Below are 16,230 nucleotides of genomic sequence, written 5' to 3'. Positions count from 1 at the left end.
AATAAAAACTGCCGCAATTGCGGCAGTTTTTATTTGCATACATCCCAATTTATTTTTTGTTTTCCTTTGGAACGGTCAATGGTGCAACCTTCGGTGTTGCTTGAAAGGCGCGTGCGGCGAGAATCCAGCTAAAATCCGCACCGGCGCGTTGCGCACCTTGATGGCAATTCATACAACTATCGTATTGGTGATACGTTTCCATAGTGATATTTGCCAGCTGGCATTGTGGAAATGGCATACCACCCGCTTGTACCTCGGTACCATCCTCACAACCAAAATCATTGTCTGTGGGGGTTTTGGCGGAAATGGATGGTAATTGTGGCCACTGGCTACCAATCAATTGGTAATGCTCCCATACAGTTCCTTTCAACATTTCGCGATACATTTTATTCATCCCGGTGGTTGAATAATCGGTTTCGCCCGTTGCCGGTTTTGGTGTATCGGGAATTTGACTCAGGCGCACCACATTAATTGGCTCAGGATTGAAATCACCCGAATCAGGAACACGGTTTGACCCCGGATGCGCTGCCGGGTTTGCACGTAATACGTTAGGATATTTTTTATAAAGCTCCGGATCGTAATACGAAGGCTGCATATCTTTTGGTGTGCTCGGATCTTCTCCCAAATTATCCACTTGCTCAAAGGTAGACCAAACCCACTGTGGAAAATCCGGTGTTTTTTGCGCGATGTGGAAACCGACCAGGCCCACTTTGGTCGCTTCACAATCGCACACAATCATGCTGTTGGGTTTATCGCTACAGGTTTCCGGAATGGATACCAACACATTGTCCAGCGTGAAAAAACGATGGTGGAATTTGGGATCGACTTTACGCAAATCGCGCCAGGCCGCCTTCACCTCAATAACGCCGGTAACGTCTTTACCATTTCCGGCAGGAAAATTGACGCCGTCGCTTGGCCAATTACTTTTGTTGTAATAGCCGTTATTACGTACGTAATCGTATTCCACTTTATTCATACGTACTTCATAGCGTGTGAAGATCCCGGTTTGATCTGGCAATGGGCCGCCAAAGGCTTGATCAAGTTCATCCGCAACAGACGTGAATTGTGAGCCGCTAATTAACACCGCGCGTTTATCACCGGGTTTTATATTGCGGCAAACCGCTGTGCCATTATTTTTTTCCCACGCGATAGGCTTGGTACCGTTTTGCGGAAATAAATCAAATGCCGATTTCCAACCCAACCAAACCGGTTGCAGGTCTGAACTGTATTTGCCAAACACATTTTTATCGTGGGGCAAATAAGGCACACCGTGTGAATCCACCTTGCTGGGCCACATCAACGCGATAAAGTTTTGCCAATTGAAATAATCAAAGTAGGGGCGCTTTACCACGCCTGACGCAGCAAAAGGCTGCGCCGGAACTTCATTCAAATGCTGGCCACTAACGACTGGTTTAAGGTCTTTATATAAATTGTCGGCGGCAAATACGGCGGAGCTTGTTGTTGCAAATAAGATGGAACTGGTTGCCGCGCATAAACAGGAAGCAAGAATTAATTTTTTCATTAGTTAACCTCACAGGCTGCAGCAGCGGTGCCTTTTTGTTTAAACAACGCCCATTCCTGCATCGCAATTTGCATTTGCAGTGAGGTATCCATATTCATCGCATCCGGATAATTACCGCCGGTATACGCTTGCGGGAATTGAATGGTTTGGAAATATTCTGCGTTGTCCTGGCTGTACTGTGTGCATAACCCTTCAAACCCAAATACAGGTGGACCGTAAGTTCCTTCAGAGAAGGTATAACCGGCGGTATTGGCAAAAGCCCCACCGTGGCAAGAGAGGCATGAACTGAGTTTGTTATCAACCGGGCCCGCAAGGCGACCGTTGCAACCGTAATGTTCAAACGCGCTGATGGATTTATTCAACACACTTTGACGCGCAGGAATTGATTCTGCTTTAGGTACGGCAGGGAATGTCCAGGAATCCATGCCCCATTGCAAACCTACAGGTTTTAAATTGTCCCACACAGTTTTTCCTTTGCCGTCGAGATAGGCAAAGGTGCCGTAAACCCATCGGCTTGGAGAACGTTCATCAACAACTGCTACATCGACTTGCACGAGACGAACAGTTTGCACTTCACGTTTGCATTGGAATTTATTATCCACCTCAACATGGCGATCGGCTTGCCATTCCGGGCTGCCTTTTAAATAAGAAACTTCTTCCGGTGTAGCGGTAGTAAATAAAAATTTAACGACTACGGTGCCTTGCATAAACGGCATGCCTTTTGTGGCTTTAACACCGTTAATAGTTTCAATATTGGGTGTGCCTTTTTTACTCCAGCTTTGGCCAATGGTGTAGCCGCCATAACGGTTGTACATACCGACAGCCCAGGTTTCAAAACCTTGTTCGTTACCGGGTGTGGCACCGATGAGTGAATGTAAACCCAATCGTTCTTCGCCATAAAAATCGCTGATAACAGCGGTACGTTCATTTGTTAGACCATGAACAAATTCGCGCCCGGTGTGTTTATCAAATGCCATCCACGGAATATGGAACCATTCGGTTTTTCCATTCACATCGACTTTAAAACCCTCCTGGTTATTTAAATCCAGGGTCTGGCCTTTTTTTACGTAATCGAGAATGGATTGGATGTAATTATCGTAAACGCCACCTTCTTTCCAAACGGGAATGCCGGCATCAGTGAAATTGGTTTTGGTTGGCAATGGAATTCCCAACCAGGGACATTCAGCAACGCTGCAAGGTTGCGGTTTTTTTTGTGGATAATCGTGGCTTAATTTAAATGTTGGCCCTTGCCAGCTCGCTGGCGCCGGAACAGCGGCGTTGCGATAAGCTTCGTTTTTAGCGCTTTCTGCAAGTGCGCTACCGGCTGCAATACTGCAGGCAATAGCAAAGAGTGCTCGTTTCATAACAAGATCCTGAATAGATAGAAAAATATAAAATTGAAATATAAATAGGGTGACGTACGGCGTTGTTTAACTGGCAATGACTTCCAGAAATGTGCTGTACACCGCATTGGCGTTTGCCGTTAATGCGACATTCACGGAATAACCATTTTTCTCATCGACAATGATCATGCCGGACTTATCGTTTTCTTCATCGAGCTCCTGCTCAACGCGAATAGAAAATGATTGGGTAGTGATTAGCTCCGGATTGGTAATTACGCACGCGGCCAGGGGGTCCCAAAAATCCAGGTAAGCGCCGATGCCGCCTTTGATGGTGCTGCTCTCCAACACTTCAGTCAGAAAGTTCGCGATGGGGTTATTAATTTTTGCGAGCTGTGCAACGAAATCAGTAGTGATAGGAACTTGTGAGGTCGCATTTAAGGCGACGAGGGTAATGGGAATGCCGCCGGCAAAAATTTCTTGTGCGCCGCGCACATCCACAAAAATATTCCATTCCGCAACCTTGTTGGTGTAGTAAGGATTTGGTTGCAGGGTGGGTTGGATATTGCCTTCTGCACCGGGTGTTACAAATTCCGGCAACAGGTTTCCACCCATCATCACAATGTGTTCCAGGTTTTTATCCAGTGCTGCACGTAATTCCGGATCGCTTTTAGCTGTGTCGAACAGGCGCCCCCAATTGGAGCCACCACCAATACACAGGAGTGTTGTTGGTGTATCGCTATTAATAAAATAATCGCGCAAAAATACTTGCGCATCATCAAGTGGCGCGATGGGATTTTGTGCGGGAAAGGGCGCTTCGTAATGAAGGTCAGCAGCATTCCTGGCATCACCGGGAAAGGTATTGCTGTAAATCATAGGGGCTTTTGCGCCGCGTGCAACGGGAATATTTAGCGTGTCGCGGTCATTTAATAATGTCAGCATATTGCTGACATTATTTACTCCGGGAGTTAAGTGAACGTCACCCGTTCCGGTGACAGTGATGCCGCATACATTTATATCGGGATGCTTGAGTAAATACAGCATTGCCATGTAATCATCAAAGTCAGCATCGGTATCAATTAAGACACGGATTTTGTTTTCATTTTTTTTCATAACGAATCCTTATTTTTTGGAAATTTTTTTGAATCTCTTTTATAAAGGTCCGCAAGTTGATCAACTCCCTGTTGCGCGGTGTTAAATAGCAAGTGCGAGCACTTGCGTCAAAAAAGCATAGATGCTGGATTAATGATGGGTTATTACGTGTTATTACGCGCTAAAATGAATTGGCGTGGATTTAGGTGACTAATTGTTGAAACTTTGCGCAGATGTAATTTAAAAAGAACAAACAGGCAGTTTTTTAATAAACTGAATCGGAAAATTTTTTTAAAATTACTACTATTTGTTCTTGATGAAATGCAATTTTCGAATTGCGTAGATGGGGGAAACCGAAAAAAGTGTTTCGGATATACACAAAAACAATTTTTAAAAAATAGTAGAGCTAATTAATAAGAGAAATTGGCAATGAGAGAAATAAGAGGGAATGTAATGTTGCAAAGTTGCGAATGGGTTAGCAAATGAAATAGATAATGTGGATTCAATAATTTAAAACTGGATAAAAAAGAGGCAGCCAACCGGCTGCCTCTTTTGTTTTTTACTGCAGTAGCTTACGCCTTCAACGGTTTGTATTTCATTCGTTGTGGTTGTGCGTTTTGACCTTTACGTTTGATCAAATCTTCGTGGTAATCAGTGTAATTACCTTCGAAGAAAACAATGTCCGAATCGCCTTCATAAGCGAGGATATGGGTCGCAATACGGTCAAGAAACCAGCGATCATGCGAGATCACCAGCGTGCAACCAGGGAAGGCCAAAATTGCATCTTCCAATGCACGCAGGGTTTCAATATCCAGGTCGTTTGACGGTTCGTCGAGCAGCAATACGTTTGCGCCTTGCTTCAAGGTATTGGCCAAATGGAAACGGCCACGCTCACCGCCGGACAATTCGCCCACACGTTTTTGCTGGTCGGAACCTTTGAAGTTAAAACGGCCGATGTAAGAGCGTGAGGAAACTTCGTAGTTGCCGATTTTGAGGATATCGGAGCCATCCGATACAGCTTCCCAAACGGTTTTGTTGTTGTCGAGGTTATCGCGGCTTTGGTCAACAAAGGCAACGTTAACCGTTTCACCAATCACGACTTCACCACTATCGGGCTTTTCCTGGCCAGCAATCATACGGAAGAGGGTAGATTTACCGGCGCCGTTACCACCGATAATTCCAACAATGGCCCCTTTGGGTACGGTGAAACTCAGGTTGTCGATTAATAAGCGGTCGCCATAGGCTTTGGATACGTTATGGAATTCAATAACTTTATCGCCCAAACGCTCACCCGGCGGAATGTAGATTTCGTTAGTCTCGTTACGCGCCTGGAATTCTTGTGATTGCAATTCATCAAAGCGCGCCAAACGTGCCTTGCTCTTGGCTTGACGGCCCTTCGGATTTTGGCGAACCCATTCCAGCTCTTGTTTCAGGGCTTTTTGGTGTGCAGCTTCAGCGCGTTGTTCTTGTGCCAAACGCGCTTCTTTTTGCTCCAGCCAACTGGAATAGTTGCCTTCATAAGGAATGCCATGGCCGCGGTCCAGCTCCAGAATCCAGCCGGCGGCGTTGTCGAGGAAGTAACGGTCGTGGGTGATCGCCACTACAGTACCGGTGAATTTTTGCAGGAATTGCTCCAGCCAGAATACGGATTCTGCATCCAGATGGTTGGTTGGTTCGTCGAGCAACAACATATCCGGGCGCGATAATAGCAAACGGCACAGGGCCACACGGCGTTTTTCACCACCGGACAGTTTGGTTACATCGGCATCCCATGGCGGCAGACGCAGCGCGTCGGCAGCAACTTCCAGGGTGTGATCCAGGTTGTGGGCATCCCAGGCTTGGATAATGTCTTCGCACTGTGCTTGTTTCTTGGCGAGATCATCAAAATCTGCATCGGCTTCGGCGTAGGCTGCGTAGATACGGTCCAATTCGGCCAGCGCATCTACCGCTTCACGCACGCCATCTTCCACGTTTCCACGGACATCTTTGGCGGGGTCCAACTGGGGTTCTTGTGGCAAATAACCGACTTTAATGCCAGGCATCGGGCGTGCCTCACCGTTAAAATCCTGGTCTATGCCCGCCATGATTTTCAACAAGGTGGATTTACCGGAGCCGTTCAAACCCAACACGCCGATCTTGGCGCCCGGGAAAAATGACAAGGAGATGTCTTTCAGGATTTCACGCTTGGGGGGCACAACTTTGCCCAAGCGGTGCATGGTATATACGTATTGAGCCATGGGGCTTAACCTCGCGGTGTGACGATTATGTGAATGAAAAATCGCCAATGACAGGAAATAATTTTCGCGGGCGTACTATAAAGAAAGCCATGGGCGAGTGAAAGCATTCGGCAGGAGAATCCCGTATTTATGACGCGCGATAGGATTGATGGAGATGAAGCATTAACCTGCGGATCTGGCTGGATTTGCACTGCCGGGCCGGACAGCACAAGAAATCTGTCCGGCTGATCGGCAATATTGTTGCCTTGCTTCGTGTACTACAGCGATTTCTTCAAATCCCCACACCACTTTCCGCCTGTTGCTTCTTGCGCAAATAGCCCCGGGAGAAATTCGAGCGAATCTATGTCATTGTTATACAGCGTACCCAATTGTGCTGCTAATGTTTTGTGCTGCTAATGTTTTCTCACTGGTTAGTTTGGAAAAATTCTTTAATTTCTCAAGTTGAAATTGTTCCCGGTAATTGTGTAACTTTGAAGTTTGAAATCCCGTGCCATAATCAAGCTGAATTGTTCTGCCTGCCATAAAAACGACGGTGTATTTTGCAAGCAAATTTTCCGGCTGCCTGGCAGGATAAGGCGGATGTGTGGCTGCACGATTGCAGTTTCAGCCTGGCTGGAACGATATGTCGACTCATCCCCCATATAGGTGGCATTGGCATATTATTTGGATTAATCTCCAGTAGCTTGCTTCTTCAACAGGGCACGGACGGTTTGCTTGATGACTGAATTTCAATTGGGCGAAAAAGAAAACCAGTTGCTGCATAATATCTATGCTGCGGCGTTGGCTCCGGAAAAGTGGCGAGCAGTTATCGAAGCCATAGTGGTTCACATAGGTGCAGATAGCGGGCAACTTATTTTTTTTGATCCCAGCTACCCTGAACGCAATTTAATGGAAATTGCCAGCAGTGGTGAGTGCACCGCAAACGGTGCCGGGGTAACACTTTTCAACCCCGCTCATTTGGACGTGAATGAAATCAAAGAGTTATTTAACGGTTGGCAAGAAGGTGCCGTTATTCTTTCGCAACATTTCCCCTCAACCGCGTACTCCTTAACTTCCTCTGTTAATAAAGACCGAATCACCTTTGAAAAGATGAGTGCTGTTATTCCTCTTATCAATAGCAACAATATTGCTTCTTCCCTTGGCTTCTATTCTGCAGATGCTCAATATTTTTTGCCGGCCGGGGCGTTGTTATTTTTACAGCGTTTGGCCCCACACATTGCGCGTGCGTTGCATATTTATAATCAATCCAGTGCAGTTAAAAGTACAAATATTTCACTGATTGAATCACTTAAATGCTCCAACCTTGGGGTATTGCTGCTGGATGGCCATTTGCAAGTGGTTTATTCCACCGCAGAGGCCGGACATATTCTCGCTAAGAATCCTGCGTTACAAATCAATCGTTACCATCAATTGGAAATAAACGACAGCAGGCAACAAATTCATGAGCGCTTGCATCAATTGCTAAAGGGAAATTGCGCTGGTGAGGGTCTTTGTGCAAGTGAATTTACCATGCCGTTACGGATACCCGAGAAGGCTCACCCGCTAAAACTAACCGCCGTGGTTTTGGATAAGCAGGCAGTTATAGGTACAAATAAAGTGCGAATTGCTATTTTTTTAAATGATCCCGAGCGACAACGATTAGTGCCTTTGGATTATTTGCAGCAGGCTTTCGGGCTTACCCGTACGGAAGGGGCCATCGTCCAATTGCTACTGGGTGGGTATAGCATTGGCGATGTTGCACGAAAAAGAAAAACAACATTGGAAACTGCCCGTTGGCAACTTAAATCGATTCTGCATAAAACCAACACTGCTAATCAGGCTGAATTGACTCGTTTGTTAATGTTGTTGAGCCATGATGTTGCAAATACATCGTTGATAATTGACCGGCCGGCTGTCCATGCCACCCATTTGGTGGATGATTGAGGTCCGGCGCTTTCTTACCATGTATTCATCGCTAGCCTGCCGGAAGGATCGGATGATGTCTCACTATGAACCGGGTGATTACGAAAGCCAACTCATTAGCCGAATTTATGAAGCCGCACTGGACCCTGGCTTATGGAGTGATGTTCTCCAGTCAATTACCGATGCTTGTGGAGCCCATCAAAGCACATTGTTTTTTTACAATGCGCAATGCCGGGCGCGGAATTTTGCGGTAGCAGCAAAAACATGTGGTGGAATTATTGAAAAGTATTTGCGTGAATTTATCGATGTGGAAGCAGCGCGGATGCATATACAACTATCCCGGTTAAAAGAAGGGGAATTGGCTACACCGACAGGTTTATTCCGCGTTACAGGCGGCACTTATGAAGATCTGGTGGGTGCTGAATACATGGAAACCTTCATGCCTGAATTGCAATTCTGCGCCGGAATTATTTTGCTGCATGACAACATGACTTGCTCGGGATTGGGTATTAGAAAACATACCGGCTCATCTGGCCTGGATAGCAGTGCCGAGGAATTCTTGCGGCGTATTACGCCCCATATGGTACAGGCAATAAAAATCCATGATCACTTGAGTAGCATCAAGCAGGTGAACCAGGCGATTAAAGAAGTATTGAAACGGATTAACCAGGGCGTTTTTTTATTAGACCGTAATTTGCGGGTTATTTTTTCTAACGCAGAAGCTGCGCGCGTGCTGGAGTCACATGCTGTACTTGAAATCGGCAGGCAGGGAAAACTCTACCTGACGGGCGATAAAGAGAATCAGCAGCTGCAATCTGTATTTCAACGTTTGATCCGGCCACCGCAAGGCACATTACGTAAGTCCAGGAAAGCAGTTTCCCTGGCTGCCGGGACCGATTTTCAATCGAAACCACTGAGGTTGACCATCACACCGGTAGATACCCGGGCAGAGAATGAATTAAGCAAAGAAGGGATTGCGATAGCCGTATTTGTTAGTGATCCTGATCGCCCTGGCAATTTTTCGGATGCTTATATGCAGCAGGCCTACGCGCTGACACCCACTGAATGCAATATTATGAAAGCCCTGTTAAAAAACAAAAATATTGGCGATATTGCCGAAATGCGCGGTACAACCCTGGAAACGGCGCGCAGCCAACTCAAGATAATCCTGCAAAAAACCGGTACCCACTCCCAGGTGGAATTATCCAGGTTGCTGGTAGCGCTGGATAATGACGTTTAGCCCCCGCAATATCCACACAGGAATCGGTAATTACCGCTGCCAGCTACAATTGTCAAAAATTGTAATATCCCGTTAAATGGCGTGCTAAATCGCCAAAAAACCCATTAACTGCTCGAAAAGCGCCACCCTGTGGCGTTATATTAGCGCCCTCAATAAATGCCCTTCCCGGCGATCACGCATAACAATTCAATTGGGCAATCCAGGTCAAACTATCCGGCAATTGGAGTCACCTGCCTGGCAGGTGCGAGAGAATTTTTACCACGAATTTTAGAGAGCAGTACCAGCATGGATAAAGAGCGTATTCTTCAAGAACTCGACAGGGGGGCGAAGTCCTGGAACCTGTGGCGCAAGCGCCGGGCGGTGGGTGAAATTGATCTGGATGGTATAGAGCTGGTTGGTGTTAACCTGGATGAGTATGACTTGTCCAAAGTGTCCCTGCGTAATTCCCACATTACCCAATGCAGTTTTAAAGGCGCCGATCTGATTCAAACCAATTTGCAATATTCATTTTTGCAGAACAATGATTTCAGCCATGCAAAATTAATCGCAGCCAACCTCGGCAACACTGATATGAGTGGCTCGATTTTATTTATGACTAATATGCTGACGGCGAATACCCGCAATGCGCGCCTGGAGAATATTGATTTTCGTGGCCATGATATCAGCGGTTTAATGCTGCGCGAGGTATCCTTGGCGGGAAGTAACCTGGAAGGCCAACAATTGGCGCGGGTGGATTTATCCAACTCCAATCTTGAGGGCGTCAATTTACAAGGTGCGGATTTATCGAACACTTTATTTAATAACGCTAACCTCACCAACGCAGACGTGCGCGGTGCAAACCTCAATGGTGCATTATTTAAAGCAGCCAATCTCAGTGGTGTGGATTTAAGTAATCTCGATTTAACTAAAACCGATTTCAGTGGAGCCAATCTTTCCCATTGCGATTTGCGCGCTGCCAACCTCAGTAAATCAAAATTAATTGGGGCCAATATTACCGGAGCAAAATTGTGGAAGCTGGTGACTACCGGTTGGAGTATCGCCAGCGTCGAATGCAGTTATGCCTATTGGGATAAATCCGGAAAGGAAAAAACACTTTATCGCGCCCATGAATTTGAACGCATTTTTGCGGAAGCTATCACTATTGAGTTGCGTTATCCCTATCGCCTTGTTGATCATGAGTTGGCAACACTGCCAATTTTTATTGAGCATCTGACGGCAGTGCATTGGGGGACAATTATTCGCTTGAAATCCATTAGTGATGTAGCGGGCGGTGCCCTGGTTAAATTTGTGGTTGAAGAAGTGGGTGTGCACAATCCCACGGAATTAAAAAGCCAATTGCAAGCTGAGGCCGAGCGGATTCAACTAGCGCAATTAATGTTGCGTACCAATACCCAATTGCATACCCAGCTTAAGGAAAAAATTGGCGCGATTCGCGAAGAGTTCTGGCCACGCTTATTGGAATTGGCGGTTGACCATGAAAAAGACCAGGTACGCAACCTCACCATTTTATTTATGGATTTGAAAGGTTTCTCCAAATGGTCGGAAGGCGAGCTTTCAGAAAAGTTGTCATTGTTCCGTGGTTTGGTAAAACCTATCCTGAAAAAGTTCGCGGCCGGGCATCCCAATATGGAAGGGGATTCATTGCGCGTTACTTTTAAAAATGCATCTGCCGGTGTTTCCTGCGCATGCATGATTCGCAATGTACTGCGTGCTGCGGGTTTTGAATTGCGCATCGGGATGGAATTGGGTGAAGTAGCGGTGGTGCATAACGAAGTGACGGACATTCTGGATTTGGAAGGCGTTGCAGTAAGTATGGCAGCACGGATGGAGGCGGCGGCAGAACCGGGTGAGGTATTGGTTAGCCATAAAGTTCGACACTATGCCCAGCGCAGTGATTTATTCCACTTTACCCCGCGTCGTGTTCCACTGAAAAAAGCGATAGGTTCAATCGAGCAGGGCGATTACATTGAATGTTTTGCGGTAGAAGCTGCTAAAAATCTACAGGATGCATTTGCCTGATAATAATTAATTATTAGCCTTGTTGTTATGCGCAATAACAACAAGGTTTTATCTCCAGGCATCCTCAATAATGCAATGTTAAATAGTTTTACAACCAGCCCGATTTTTTAAAGCGATAATACAAATAACTGCAGATAATGCCGACCACTACCAGTGATACCGGATAACCGTATTTCCATTTCAGCTCCGGCATGTGTTCAAAGTTCATTCCCCACACACCGACAAATGCAGTCGCAACCGCAAAAATAGCTGCCCAGGCAGCGAGGCGTTTATTCACTTCGCTTTCATCAATACTCACCATGGATAAATTCACTTGAATCGCGGTGCTAATGGTATCGCGAATAGAATCGATGGAAGTATTAATGCGATAGAGATGGTCGTGCACATCGCGAAAGTAATCTTTGGTGTTGGAAACAATTGGCGGAACACGGCCACCATCAAGTTTACTGACCGCTTCCATTAATGGTGCAACGGCATGTTTTAATGTGGTGACTTTGCGTTTCAGTTCGTAAAGACGTTCGATATTGGCGCGTTGCGAACCTTTGGTAAAAATCTGCTCTTCGATAATTTCCAATTCCGTTTCCAGCGCGACCACGACGGGAAAGTAACGATCCACTACTGCATCCATCAATGCGTAAAACACAAATGCAGGGCCTTGTTTTAAATGGTGTGGCTCGCGTTCGCAACGTGCGCGGACACCTAAAAATCCTTGCTGGGTGCGATTGCGTGTGGAGAGCACATAATTTTCACCGACAAATACATCAACTTCCCCGATATTGATTTCACCATCCACCATTTCGATGGTGTGCATTACCGCAAATAATGAATCGCCATACTCTTCAATTTTGGGGCGCTGATGGCCTACCTGGGCATCTTCTACTGCCAGCTCATGCAAACCAAATTCATGTTGCATCTGGGCGAGTTCTTCCAGGTTTGAATCCTTTAACGCAACCCATACAAAGCAGTCGCTAATTTTCAGGTATTCGCTGATGTCTTCGGCGGGAATACTGCAGAGCTTTTTCCCTTCCTGATAAGCAACGCAATTGATCAGCATGTAAATTCTCCGCGCGGTATGGGTATTGGCTAACGAGGTGAGGCCCGGCTCGTTATATAATCAATGGATGTCTTAACGGAGCCAGGCGTTGTGTGTAGCTTAGCCTGTGGTGGATTATCCGTCTGTAACTATATATCAAGGGTGAATGAACATAATGAGTCATAGTAAAACCAAAACCAGTTTTTATCGCCGCATTTATGTTGCCTGGTTGATTGCCCGGGGGATAAATACCGTGCCCAAAATTATCAGCGCTACCGGCATGCCCCGGCGCACTGCGCAGGATACTCTGGCGGCAATCCACGAGTTGGCAATTGAGCTGGCAAATGATAATGGCAATTACGCGCTTATTAAGTGGGGCGCGGTGGATGCACATTGGGTCGAGACGAATATTGATCACTTGAAAGACGTATTGGAATACCCTTAAGGCGTGAGGCTTGGCTATACTCATGGGCATTACAACAAAAACAGGTGAGGGTATTTGATGTTGCGATGGGGGCGATACTCAGGGCCTTGCCTGCGGCAAACCTTAATTTCTATTTTTAGGCCTTTCTGCATTTTCAGATCTTTAGTGTTGGGATCGCTATTCTTGCTGGTACCCCCGGTTGCTCTAGCCGGGGAACACCAGGTGCTCTTGTATTCCCAGAAAGAATTCCGTTACCAATATTACCTTGCATTGCTGCGTCAGGCGCTCGATGTGACCGAAGGTGATTACGGCAAAACCGATGTTCAAATTTACCAGCCCCATACCACAGAAATTACCGAGGCGCGGGGTATGGTGTTGTTACAGCAACGACGCATTCATATAGCCTTTGTGCCAACCAGCCGCGAGCGGGAAGAATCGTTTCGGGCTGTGCCTATTCCATTGGATCAAGGATTGTTGGGGTTGCGCTTGTTGCTGATTAAAGAATCCTCGCAGCCCCGCTTTGATCGCATCCAAAACGCTAAAGAACTGCGCGAAAAAATGCTTGGTGGATTCAATACCAATTGGTTTGATTACGACATTTATAAAAGTAATGGCTTTCGAGTGCTCCCGGCAACCAAATACGAAACCTTGTTTAAAATGCTGGAAAGCGGCCGTTTTGATTATTTTTCGCGAGGTTTAATTGAAGTCTGGCCCGAACTGGATAATTTTAAAAACCAGTATCCGGATTTGCGCGTGGAAAACCGTTTTGCGTTTTACTACAACATTCCGGTGTATTTTTTTGTCCATAAAGATAATGAACAACTTGCGCAACGAATTGAAGAGGGGCTTAAACGCATACAGGCCAGTGGTGCATTTTCCAAATTATTCCAGGCTTATTATGGCGAGGACATCGCACGTGCCCAACTCGATAAGCGCCACATTATTATTCTGGATAACCCGCAAGCCCGCCAGGGAATCCCGGTAATAAAACCTTTCTGGTGGCCTGCGAAAACAGCATTTCCCACGGATGCAACCATCCCTGGTGATCAACCCCAATGAAGCTGGCCGCACAATTAATATTAGCTCGCCACTGCACGCGTGCGGGTTATACCTAACAGTTTTTCAAATTGCAGGGCAGGCATGGGTTTGCCATATAAATAACCTTGGCCTTCATCGCATTTATCATTCAGTAATGCAATGTGCAATTCATTAGTTTCAATACCTTCGGCAATCGTTTCCAGGTTGAAGCTGTGCGCCATGTCAAGAATAGCGCCTACTACGGCTGCATCCCGTTTTGATGTCAGCATGTTTTGTACAAAAGACCGATCTATTTTAATGCGTGTTAGCGGATAGGTTTTTAATAAACTGAGCGAGGCGTAACCCGTACCAAAATCATCGAAGGCAATTGCCAATCCGTAATTTCTTAAGCGTTCCAGTATCGTAAAAATAATTTCGTCATTATCCAATACAATATTTTCAGTAACTTCCAGCTCCAATGCTTGTGGCGGCAAGCCATGTCGATCCAATGCTTCAATGATTTCTGCAAACAAATCACCGGTGCGAAATTGTGCGCTAAATAAATTAATGCCCATGCGAAAATCAGCAGCACCATTGCGGCGCCAATAGGCTGTTTGTGCGCAGGCTTCATTAATCACCCAGGAGCCAACCGTTGCAGCTAAGGGTCCGGCTTCCAGCGCCGGTAAAAACGCCGCGGGGGCAAGCAAGCCGCGCTTGGGGTGATTCCAGCGGATCAATGCTTCGGCGCCGGTAACTTTTCCTGTTGCCAGGTTAATTTGCGGTTGATAGAACAATAGGAATTCACCTTCATCAACAGCGCGATGCAGTTCCAGCCCATAGCGACGCCGTGCTACCGCTTCTGCACGTAAATCGGCGGTGAATAAAAAATATTGTCCGCGTCCTGCTCTTTTGGCTTTGAATAATGCAAGGTCTGCATCGCCCACTAACTCCATTGCTTCTTGTGCTTGTGCGGGTGCAGAAGCAATGCCGCAACTTGCAGTGATTCGCAGTAACTGGCCATATACATTTAACGGCTGGGCGACCTGGCGCAATATGTCCGCTGTTAATTGGATTATTTTTTGTGCATCACTAAGGTTGGGAATTAGCATGGCAAATTCATCGCCACCCATACGCGCGAGTGTGGAATTTTCATCAACCAATGCATTTAATCGTCGTGCAATTTCGCGGAGGATTTCATCGCCCACCCTATGGCCCAGCGTATCATTGATGTCTTTGAATCCATCGAGGTCAATAATAAAAACGGTGGCGGGTAGCGGGGCAATCACAGTATCTTCCACTGCGCGATAAAAACGCGCACGATTAGCAAGGCCGGTTAGCGCATCCTGATTGGCCTGTTGTTGCAACAATTCTTTTTCGCGTTGATGTTCAGTCAAATCTTTCAGGATGGCTTCAAATTTTATTTGTCCTGCTTGTTTCCAGCAAAATAATGAAAAACCAAAATGCAATTCATGGGCATCCTGGCGCCGGCCATTAATTTCCGTAGGAATCTGCAATCCATTTAATGAGCCAATAGCAATAGCCTGGTTAATGAGTTGATTAAGGGCAGGGCGATCTGCCGGTGCGATTAATTTATCAAACAGTAAAATATTCTTATCGTAACGCTCGTAGCCGAAACTTTTAATGGCCGCTTCATTCCATTCGATGATGCGCCGTTTTTCATCGAACCAGATCACCGGGGTTGAAGAGCTTGCCGCATAGTTTTCAAAATCGGGACGCTCGCGTTCGCTATTGAATTTAATTCGTTGCAGCTCCAAACGGTCCGATACCATTTTGGATAATTCTTTCAATCGCGTGCGATCTTCATCAGAAAAATCATAGTGGGGTTTATCATCAATAATGCACAGTGCGCCTAACGCTAATCCTTCCGGGGAATGCAGCGGAACGCCAGCGTAAAAACGCAAATTGGTTGCCCCTGTCACTAATGGATTATCGTGAAAACGGTCATCAATCCGCGCATCGGGAACCACCATCACATCATTTTGATTGATGGCGTGAGCACAGAACGAAACATCGCGGTCCATATCCACTTCACCAACACCGGTGCTGGCTGCAAAAAAAACATGGTCATTACCAATCATGTTGACAGCGGAAACTGGCATATCAAACATTCGTGAAGCAATTTTTACGACAGGTTCGAGGCTTTGCAATCCCTGTTTTTCGTCCAGGCCGTAATTGGCAAGTGCTGCCAAGCGCGCAGGCTCATTAGGGAAAATTGCCGGACATTTCATCGACGCTTCCTCATATACGGGTGCCACATTTAATGGAGTATAGAGAAGGAAAATAATTTCAGCGCTGATATAAGGTTAGATGCGCCAAATTTTATGCACGCATCTTTTTGTTATTCTATTTTTTATAATTTTACTATTACATGGAATTACAACCG

General features: G+C 46.2%; 11 protein-coding genes. 5 read left to right on the top strand and 6 right to left on the bottom strand.

All coding sequences use genetic code 11. The annotated features are described in order from the left end of the window. Window positions 1–49: 49 nt before the first annotated feature. The 4 genes from A596_RS19090 to ettA all read right to left on the bottom strand — a co-directional run bounded on the left by A596_RS19090 (window position 50) and on the right by ettA (window position 6,191). Window positions 50–1,522 (bottom strand): hypothetical protein, encoded by a 1,473-nt coding sequence (locus A596_RS19090; protein WP_052417686.1) that lies wholly within the window; start codon window positions 1,520–1,522, stop codon window positions 50–52. Continuing rightward, entirely contained in the window at window positions 1,522–2,886 is a 1,365-nt protein-coding gene (locus A596_RS19085; RefSeq protein ID WP_039917821.1) for a hypothetical protein, read from the bottom strand. The genes A596_RS19090 and A596_RS19085 overlap by 1 nt, the downstream gene beginning before the upstream one ends. Window positions 2,887–2,952: 66 nt before the next feature. Beyond that, window positions 2,953–3,975: a nucleoside hydrolase gene (locus A596_RS19080; RefSeq protein WP_039917819.1), complete on the bottom strand. Its 1,023-nt coding sequence runs from the start codon at window positions 3,973–3,975 to the stop codon at window positions 2,953–2,955. 551 nt (window positions 3,976–4,526) lie between these two features. Continuing rightward, window positions 4,527–6,191: an energy-dependent translational throttle protein EttA gene (gene ettA / locus A596_RS19075; protein ID WP_039917817.1), complete on the bottom strand. Its 1,665-nt coding sequence runs from the start codon at window positions 6,189–6,191 to the stop codon at window positions 4,527–4,529. Window positions 6,192–6,908: 717 nt separating this feature from the next. Here ettA and A596_RS19065 point away from each other — a divergent pair. The 3 genes from A596_RS19065 to A596_RS19055 all read left to right on the top strand — a co-directional run bounded on the left by A596_RS19065 (window position 6,909) and on the right by A596_RS19055 (window position 11,352). Then, window positions 6,909–8,114 carry a helix-turn-helix transcriptional regulator gene (locus A596_RS19065; protein WP_039917813.1) on the top strand — a complete coding sequence of 402 codons (1,206 nt, stop codon included), beginning with the start codon at window positions 6,909–6,911 and terminating at the stop codon, window positions 8,112–8,114. Window positions 8,115–8,169: 55 nt separating this feature from the next. Continuing rightward, window positions 8,170–9,333: a helix-turn-helix transcriptional regulator gene (locus A596_RS19060; protein WP_039917811.1), complete on the top strand. Its 1,164-nt coding sequence runs from the start codon at window positions 8,170–8,172 to the stop codon at window positions 9,331–9,333. A 285-nt stretch (window positions 9,334–9,618) separates the two neighbouring features. Beyond that, window positions 9,619–11,352 carry a pentapeptide repeat-containing protein gene (locus A596_RS19055; protein ID WP_039917809.1) on the top strand — a complete coding sequence of 578 codons (1,734 nt, stop codon included), beginning with the start codon at window positions 9,619–9,621 and terminating at the stop codon, window positions 11,350–11,352. Window positions 11,353–11,440: 88 nt separating this feature from the next. Here the strand turns inward: A596_RS19055 and corA are convergent, their stop codons facing one another. After that, window positions 11,441–12,406: a magnesium/cobalt transporter CorA gene (corA, locus tag A596_RS19050; protein WP_039917808.1), complete on the bottom strand. Its 966-nt coding sequence runs from the start codon at window positions 12,404–12,406 to the stop codon at window positions 11,441–11,443. A 154-nt stretch (window positions 12,407–12,560) separates the two neighbouring features. On the opposite strand from corA, the gene A596_RS19045 reads away from it, so the two are divergent. Both A596_RS19045 and A596_RS19040 read left to right on the top strand, forming a co-directional pair. Next, entirely contained in the window at window positions 12,561–12,830 is a 270-nt protein-coding gene (locus tag A596_RS19045) for a helix-turn-helix domain-containing protein (protein ID WP_039917805.1), read from the top strand. Window positions 12,831–13,031: 201 nt separating this feature from the next. Next, the gene (locus tag A596_RS19040; protein WP_052417685.1) at window positions 13,032–13,868 is read left to right on the top strand and encodes a substrate-binding periplasmic protein; all 837 of its coding nucleotides are present in this window, start codon (window positions 13,032–13,034) and stop codon (window positions 13,866–13,868) included. Window positions 13,869–13,888: 20 nt separating this feature from the next. On the opposite strand, the gene A596_RS19035 is transcribed toward A596_RS19040, so the two are convergent. Beyond that, window positions 13,889–16,075 (bottom strand): putative bifunctional diguanylate cyclase/phosphodiesterase, encoded by a 2,187-nt coding sequence (locus A596_RS19035; protein WP_039917802.1) that lies wholly within the window; start codon window positions 16,073–16,075, stop codon window positions 13,889–13,891. Window positions 16,076–16,230 lie beyond the last annotated feature (155 nt).

Source organism: Cellvibrio mixtus subsp. mixtus J3-8 (assembly GCF_000766945.1).
GTDB lineage: Bacteria > Pseudomonadota > Gammaproteobacteria > Pseudomonadales > Cellvibrionaceae > Cellvibrio > Cellvibrio mixtus_A.
The sequence above is the reverse complement of the archived record's forward strand: the minus strand, read 5'-3'. Positions and strand labels throughout refer to the sequence as shown.

Coding starts and splice junctions, on each gene's coding strand:
- A596_RS19090 (WP_052417686.1), bottom strand. CDS start 1,522: ATGAAAAAATTAATTCTTGCTTCCTGTTTATGCGCGGCAACCAGTTCC.
- A596_RS19085 (WP_039917821.1), bottom strand. CDS start 2,886: ATGAAACGAGCACTCTTTGCTATTGCCTGCAGTATTGCAGCCGGTAGC.
- A596_RS19080 (WP_039917819.1), bottom strand. CDS start 3,975: ATGAAAAAAAATGAAAACAAAATCCGTGTCTTAATTGATACCGATGCT.
- ettA (WP_039917817.1), bottom strand. CDS start 6,191: ATGGCTCAATACGTATATACCATGCACCGCTTGGGCAAAGTTGTGCCC.
- A596_RS19065 (WP_039917813.1), top strand. CDS start 6,909: ATGACTGAATTTCAATTGGGCGAAAAAGAAAACCAGTTGCTGCATAAT.
- A596_RS19060 (WP_039917811.1), top strand. CDS start 8,170: ATGTCTCACTATGAACCGGGTGATTACGAAAGCCAACTCATTAGCCGA.
- A596_RS19055 (WP_039917809.1), top strand. CDS start 9,619: ATGGATAAAGAGCGTATTCTTCAAGAACTCGACAGGGGGGCGAAGTCC.
- corA (WP_039917808.1), bottom strand. CDS start 12,406: ATGCTGATCAATTGCGTTGCTTATCAGGAAGGGAAAAAGCTCTGCAGT.
- A596_RS19045 (WP_039917805.1), top strand. CDS start 12,561: ATGAGTCATAGTAAAACCAAAACCAGTTTTTATCGCCGCATTTATGTT.
- A596_RS19035 (WP_039917802.1), bottom strand. CDS start 16,075: ATGAAATGTCCGGCAATTTTCCCTAATGAGCCTGCGCGCTTGGCAGCA.